General features: G+C 72.3%; 5 protein-coding genes and 1 pseudogene. 1 reads left to right on the forward strand and 5 read right to left on the reverse strand.

Going from position 1 to position 5,830, the window contains the following annotated elements:
* The 5 genes and pseudogenes from AB0B48_RS31465 to AB0B48_RS31485 form a co-directional block, all read right to left on the reverse strand.
* Positions 1-308: pseudogene (locus AB0B48_RS31465) on the reverse strand (hypothetical protein); the annotation flags it as partial.
* On the reverse strand, positions 305-889 hold the full coding sequence (locus tag AB0B48_RS31470) for an RNA polymerase sigma factor (RefSeq protein ID WP_357207953.1): 585 nt from the start codon (positions 887-889) through the stop codon (positions 305-307). The gene AB0B48_RS31470 and the pseudogene AB0B48_RS31465, both read right to left, overlap by 4 nt.
* A gap of 65 nt (positions 890-954) precedes the next feature.
* Complete coding sequence (locus AB0B48_RS31475) at positions 955-2,142, reverse strand: GNAT family N-acetyltransferase (RefSeq protein WP_357207955.1); 1,188 nt, start codon at positions 2,140-2,142, stop codon at positions 955-957.
* 100 nt (positions 2,143-2,242) lie between these two features.
* The gene (cydB, locus tag AB0B48_RS31480) at positions 2,243-3,241 is read right to left on the reverse strand and encodes a cytochrome d ubiquinol oxidase subunit II (RefSeq protein WP_355007524.1); all 999 of its coding nucleotides are present in this window, start codon (positions 3,239-3,241) and stop codon (positions 2,243-2,245) included.
* Between the two features lie 14 nt (positions 3,242-3,255).
* Positions 3,256-4,671 (reverse strand): cytochrome ubiquinol oxidase subunit I, encoded by a 1,416-nt coding sequence (locus AB0B48_RS31485; protein WP_357207958.1) that lies wholly within the window; start codon positions 4,669-4,671, stop codon positions 3,256-3,258.
* Positions 4,672-4,834: 163 nt separating this feature from the next.
* On the opposite strand from AB0B48_RS31485, the gene AB0B48_RS31490 reads away from it, so the two are divergent.
* Positions 4,835-5,608 (forward strand): lysophospholipid acyltransferase family protein, encoded by a 774-nt coding sequence (locus tag AB0B48_RS31490; RefSeq protein ID WP_357207960.1) that lies wholly within the window; start codon positions 4,835-4,837, stop codon positions 5,606-5,608.
* The last annotated feature ends 222 nt before the right edge of the window (positions 5,609-5,830 follow it).

A 5,830-nucleotide genomic window follows, 5' to 3' on the forward strand; every position in this document is an offset into this window, starting at 1 on the left:
CCGCCCTCGCCGGGCGGCGGCCCCCGCCTGCCGGCGGCCACCGCGGCCATCCGGTTGAGCAGCAGTGACGCCCCGACGCGTTCCCCCTGCTCGACCGGGACGATCAGTGGCGCGCTGTCCGACGACCACGGCTGGGCGACCATCCCGGCCGCGACCACGACGGTCAGCACGCCCGCCACCGGCACGAGCACCCGCATCCGTCGTGGCCGCCGCGACGGCCGCCGGACCTCGGTCAGCAGATGATGCCGCAGTGCCTGTCGGCGCAACGCCGGCAGGGCCGGCACGGGCGGAGCGGTGGGCTCTCTCATCGGTACTCTCCCTGCTCGACGGGGGTCATCCGGGCGCCGGTCAGCTCCTGCTGCGCCAGCGCCCGCAGCCGGGTTCGGGCCCGCGACAGTCGGGAGCGCACGGTCCCGACGGGTACGCCCAGCGCCTCGGCCGCCGCCGCGTAGTCCAGTTGCGACCACACGCAGAGCAGGAACACCTCCCGGTCGGCGCGGCGCAACGCCCGCAGTCCCGCCAGGGCGGCGGCCACCTGGTCGGCGTCGTGCATCCGGTCGACCACCGCGTCGGCGAAGTCGGGGACGGTGTCGCGTACCGGCAGCCGCCGCAACGCCTCCCGGTGCCGGCGCGCCGCCCGCCGGCGGTTGCGCAGGACGTTTGTCGCGATCCCGAGCAGCCACGGCCGCAGACCGTCCCCGTCCGGGCGCAGGGATCCGCGGATCCGCCACGCTTCGAGGAAGGTCAGCGACACCACGTCCTCGGCGTGCGCCGCATCGCTTCCGCTCCACAGCGCATGTCGATGAACCGCCTCGGCGTGCTCGTCGAAGAGCTCACCCAACGCGTCGGAGTCTCCGGCCCGGATCCGGGCCCGCATCTCGGCTGTCACACCTGTATCTGTCCGCTGCCGCCGCCGAGTTCCCACTTCGGAGGCGGAAACCATCGGCCCGCCGGTCAGAAGTAGTCGAGCAACTGCGCGGGCCCGCCGCAGGCCAGGAGGTCGAGCGCGCCCGGGTCGACACCCGGGCCGTGGTGCAGCAGCCCGGCCTGCGCGACCGAGCGGGCCTGCGCGGCACCGGCGTAGAGCAGAGCGAAACCGCGCACGTCCAACCGCAGGTCGGCCTCGCCGCCGACCCGGGTCAGCTCGGCGTCGCCGTCGGCGACGGTCAGCCTCCAGGTGCCGGTGTTCCACTCGGCGAGCGGGTCGGTGAGGGCGAAGTCGACGACGCCCCGGGCGTGGGCGGGCCACCCCCGCGCGCTCACCGCGCGGGCGACGTCGACCGGTCGGTGCATCCACAGGTCCCGCTCGTGGTCGCGGGCCGACTCCAACGGCAGGACGGTGCTGACCGCGTCGCCGTCGAGCGGGCACAGTCGCAGCGTCGGCGCGACGCTGGCCCAACTGCCGAGCACCCCGACGATCTCCCGGGCGGCCTCGGGCGTGACAGCGAGGGCCTCGTCGACGGTGAGCACCGAATCCGCTCCGTAGCCCCGGCCCCGCTGCCAGGTGGCGTAACCGACCAGCTCGCCGTCGGCCTCGACGAGGGTGACCCCGTCACCGGGCAGACCGCGGTCGGCGGCGTCGAACAGCTCACCCCGGCGGGTCAGCATGCCGTTGCGGTGCCGGGTGACCCGCTCGTACAGGGCGTCGACGGCCGGCAGGTCGGCGGGCGTACCGGCTCGGACGGTGAGGTGCGACGCGGGCCGGTGGCGGGGCAACGCGGCGGTGGCCAGGTCGACGGTGCGCAGCACCCCCGCGGCCTCCCACCCGCAGGCCCGGTACGGGACGGCGACGGTCGGATAGAGCGCGCTGATCGCCGCCTGACGGTCGTGGGCGCCGCGTAGCAGCGCGCTGAGCAGGGCTCGTGCCACGCCGTGACCACGGGCCTCGGGGGCGACGGCCACCCCGGCCACGTCCGCGGCCGGCACCGCCCGCCCGGACCACCACTGGTCGTGGTGCAGGTCGATGGCCTTGCCGACGAGCCGACCGGAGTCGTCGAACGCGCCGTAACGGGTCAGGCCGGGCACCGGCGCGGGCGCGGGCGCCGGGCGCTGCGGGTCGGAGCCGAACGCGAAGCGGCCCAGCTCCCAGGCGGCGTCGAGGTCGTCGGCGGTGAGTTCGCGTACGTGCACAGCGGCGGGCATCGGCACACCGTAAACGAGCCCACCCCCACCAACCGCCCGATTTTCCCGACGCCCCGCGCTGCGCCGTCCCCGCTGGTGCGCGATTCCCCGCTTCCGGCGGTCAGTGTTGCGGGATGTTGGCCACGCCGATGCGCTTGCGGAACACCCAGTACGTCCACCCCTGGTAGGCCAGCACCACCGGAGTGAAGATCACCGCCACCCAGGTCATGATCTTCAGGGTGTACGGGGTGGACGCGGCGTTGGTGGCCGTCAGCGTGCCTGCCGCGTCCAGGGTGGAGGGCAGCACGTTCGGGAACAGCGCCGCGAACAGGGTCGCCACCGCCAGGCCGATCGCCACGGCCGTGCCGGTGAACGCCCAGCCCTCCCGGCGTACCCGGGCGGCGGCCAGACCGCCGAGCAGGGCGAGGGCCGCGCCGACGGCGAGCACGACGGCGGCCGCGCTGGAGCGGATGTTCAACGTCCAGGTCAGGAACCCGACCGCGAGCACGGCGGCGCCCACACCCAGGCGCACGGCGAGCGCGCCCGCCCGCTCGCGGATGTCGCCGGTGGTCTTCAGGGCGAGGAACACCGCGCCGTGGGTGAGGAACAGCGCGAGAGTGGTCGCGCCGCCCAGCAGGGCGTACGGGTTGAGCAGGTCCAGCAGACCGCCGACGTACTCGTGGTCGGCGTCCAGTGGCACGCCGCGCAGGATGTTGGCGAAGGCGACGCCCCACAGGATCGCCGGCAGCAGCGAGCCGACCACGATCGCCGCGTCCCAACGGCGCTTCCAGGACGCCTCGGGGCGCTTGTGCCGGTACTCGAAGGCGACCCCCCGGGCGATCAGGGCCAGCAGGATCAGCAGCAGCGGCAGGTAGAAGCCGGAGAAGAGGGTGGCGTACCACTCGGGGAACGCGGCGAACATGGCGCCACCGGCGGTGATCAGCCACACCTCGTTGCCGTCCCAGACCGGGCCGATGGTGTTGATCAGGACGCGGCGTTCCCGGTCGTCGCGGCCGAGCACGGGCAGCAGCATGCCGACGCCGAAGTCGAAGCCCTCCAGGATGAAGTACCCGGTGAACAGCACGGCGACGAGGAGAAACCAGATGGTGGTCAGTTCCACGATGGGCTCCGGGATCAGTAGGCGAAGGCGAGCGGGCGCTCGGCGTCGTCGTGGGTGTCGTCGATGGGGTGCTCTTCGCTGACGTCGGGTACGCCGGCCTTGGCGTAGCGCAGCAGCAGCTTGACCTCGATCACGGCGAGGGTGGCGTAGATCAGGGTGAAGGCGGTGAACGAGGTGAGGACCTCGGCCAGCGAGACGCTGCGGGACACCCCGTTGCGGGTGAGCATCTCGCCGAAGACGATCCACGGCTGGCGGCCCATCTCGGTGAAGATCCAGCCGAACGAGTTGGCCAGCAGCGGCAGCACCGGCATGGCCAGCCCGGCGCGCAGCAGCCACTTGCTGCTCGGGGTGCGGCCCTTGCGCTGGCTCCAGAGCACCAGCAGGGCGATCGCGGCCGCGGCCATCCCGAAGGCGATCATGAAGCGGAAGCTCCAGTAGGTGACCGGGATGATCGGGGTGTAGCTGCCGGCGCCGTACTGGCTGGCGTACTGGGCCTGCAGGTCGTTGATGCCGTGCACGGTGCCGTTCGGGTCACCGGTGCCCAGGTACGACAACAGGTACGGGATCTTGATGGCGAACACCTCGCGGCTGCCGTCCAGGCTGCCGATGGTGAGCACCGAGAACGAGGCGGGGCTCTCGGTGGTGTAGAGGCCCTCGGCGGCGGCCATCTTCATCGGCTGCACGTCCGTCATGATCTTGCCCTGGATGTCGCCGGTGAACAGCACGGCCGCGGAGGCGACCAGGACCACCCAGGAGCCGAACTTCGTGGCGAAGCGGTACGCGCCGGTGTCGGCGGAGTCCCGGTTGCGAATCACGTGGTAGAGGCCGACCGCCACGACCAGCGACCCTGCGACCAGGAACGAGCCGGCCAGGGTGTGCGGGAAGGTGATCAGGGCGACCTTGTTGGTCAGCACGGCCGGGAAGTTGGTCAGCTCGGCGCGTCCGCTGTCGGGGTTGATCCGGTAGCCCACCGGGTTCTGCATGAACGAGTTCGCGGCGAGGATGAAGTACGCGGACAGGTTGGTGCCGATCGCGGCGGCCCAGATGCTGGCCAGGTGCGCCCGCTTGGGCAGCCGATCCCAGCCGAAGATCCACAGCCCGATGAAGGTGGATTCGAGGAAGAACGCGACGAGCGCCTCGATGGCCAGGGGTGCGCCGAAGATGTCGCCGACGAAGCGGGAGTAGTCGCTCCAGTTCATGCCGAACTGGAATTCCTGCACGATGCCAGTGACCACACCCATGGCGAAGTTGATCAGGAACAGCTTGCCGTAGAACTTGGTGAGCTTGAGGTAGCGCTCGTTGCCGGTGCGGTGCCACATCGTCTGGAGGATGGCCACCAGCACGGAGAGGCCGATGGTCAGCGGCACGAAAAGGAAGTGGTAGACGGTGGTGACACCGAACTGCCAGCGGGCAACGTCCAACGCGTCCACCTGAAAAACCCCCAACGATCCGTACTACGAGACGTAGTAAATACTACTGCTCGTCGTAGAGGATTGGGCAGGGCCGGGTGGCCCGAAACGGCCCGGGACCAATGACCCTGATCACCCGACCCGCCCTCGCGGCCCCGCCGGGGCGTGCGACGATGGCGCGCTGATGGACACCGCACACACCACCTGGCAGCCGCCGCTGATCTGGCGCGCAGCCCTGCTGCTGGCCCGGGGCCTGGTCGGCCTGCTCGCCCGCCTCGAGGTCACCGGCGACGTCCCGACGCACCTGCGTCGCGGCCCGCTGGTGCTGACCGCCAACCACATCAGCCCATTCGACCCGGTGGTCATGGCCGCCGCCTGCCAGATCCGCGGCGTCGCCCCCCGGATCATGGCGACCGCCGGGCTGTTCCGCGTCCCGGTGTTCGGTGCCGCCATGCGCCACGCCGGGCACATCCGGGTCGACCGCGGCACCAGTGCCGTGCACCAGGCCCTCGACAACGCCGCCACGGCCGTCGCGCGTGGCTCGGTGATCCTTATCTACCCCGAGGGGCGCATCGGCCTCGACCCCGGCCTGTGGCCCGAACGCGGCAAGACCGGCGCCGCCCGCCTCGCCCTGGCCTGCGGTGCCCCGGTCGTCCCGGTCGCCCAGTGGGGCTCGCACGAGGTGCTGCCCTACCAGGCGCCCCGCGGAATGCTGCGCGGCATCGCCCGCTCGCTGTGGCGCCGCCCGGTGATCCGGGTGCACTTCGGCACCCCCGTCGACCTGGGCGAGACGGCGGCCGCCAACCCCGGCGCGGCCCGCCGCGCCACCGACCGGATCATCGACGCGCTCACCGACACCCTCGCCCCGCTGCGCCCCGACGAACCCGACCGTCCCCGCCACGTCGACCCCGGACGCCCCACCGACCTCAGCCGCACCCACCGCCGCCGCTCAGACTGAGGCCACCGCCGCGACCGCCGAGGTTGCCGCGACGTCGAGGTGCGCCAGTGCCCGGAGACCCCGCACGGGCGCCGGAAAGCCGGGTCGGGCGCCGGGTGGAACGGTCTGCCCGGGGGCCTGCGGCACCGAGGTCAGCCGGGTCCCGCACCCCACCCCTCCCAACCCCCCACACCACCTTCGCTTCCTTTGCTCTGCACCCGCGGACGCACCAGTTACTGAAGG

The organism is Micromonospora sp. NPDC049089, from assembly GCF_040648775.1.
Classification (GTDB): Bacteria; Actinomycetota; Actinomycetes; order Mycobacteriales; family Micromonosporaceae; genus Micromonospora.

Coding starts and splice junctions, on each gene's coding strand:
- AB0B48_RS31475 (WP_357207955.1), bottom strand. CDS start 2,142: ATGCCCGCCGCTGTGCACGTACGCGAACTCACCGCCGACGACCTCGAC.
- AB0B48_RS31490 (WP_357207960.1), top strand. CDS start 4,835: ATGGACACCGCACACACCACCTGGCAGCCGCCGCTGATCTGGCGCGCA.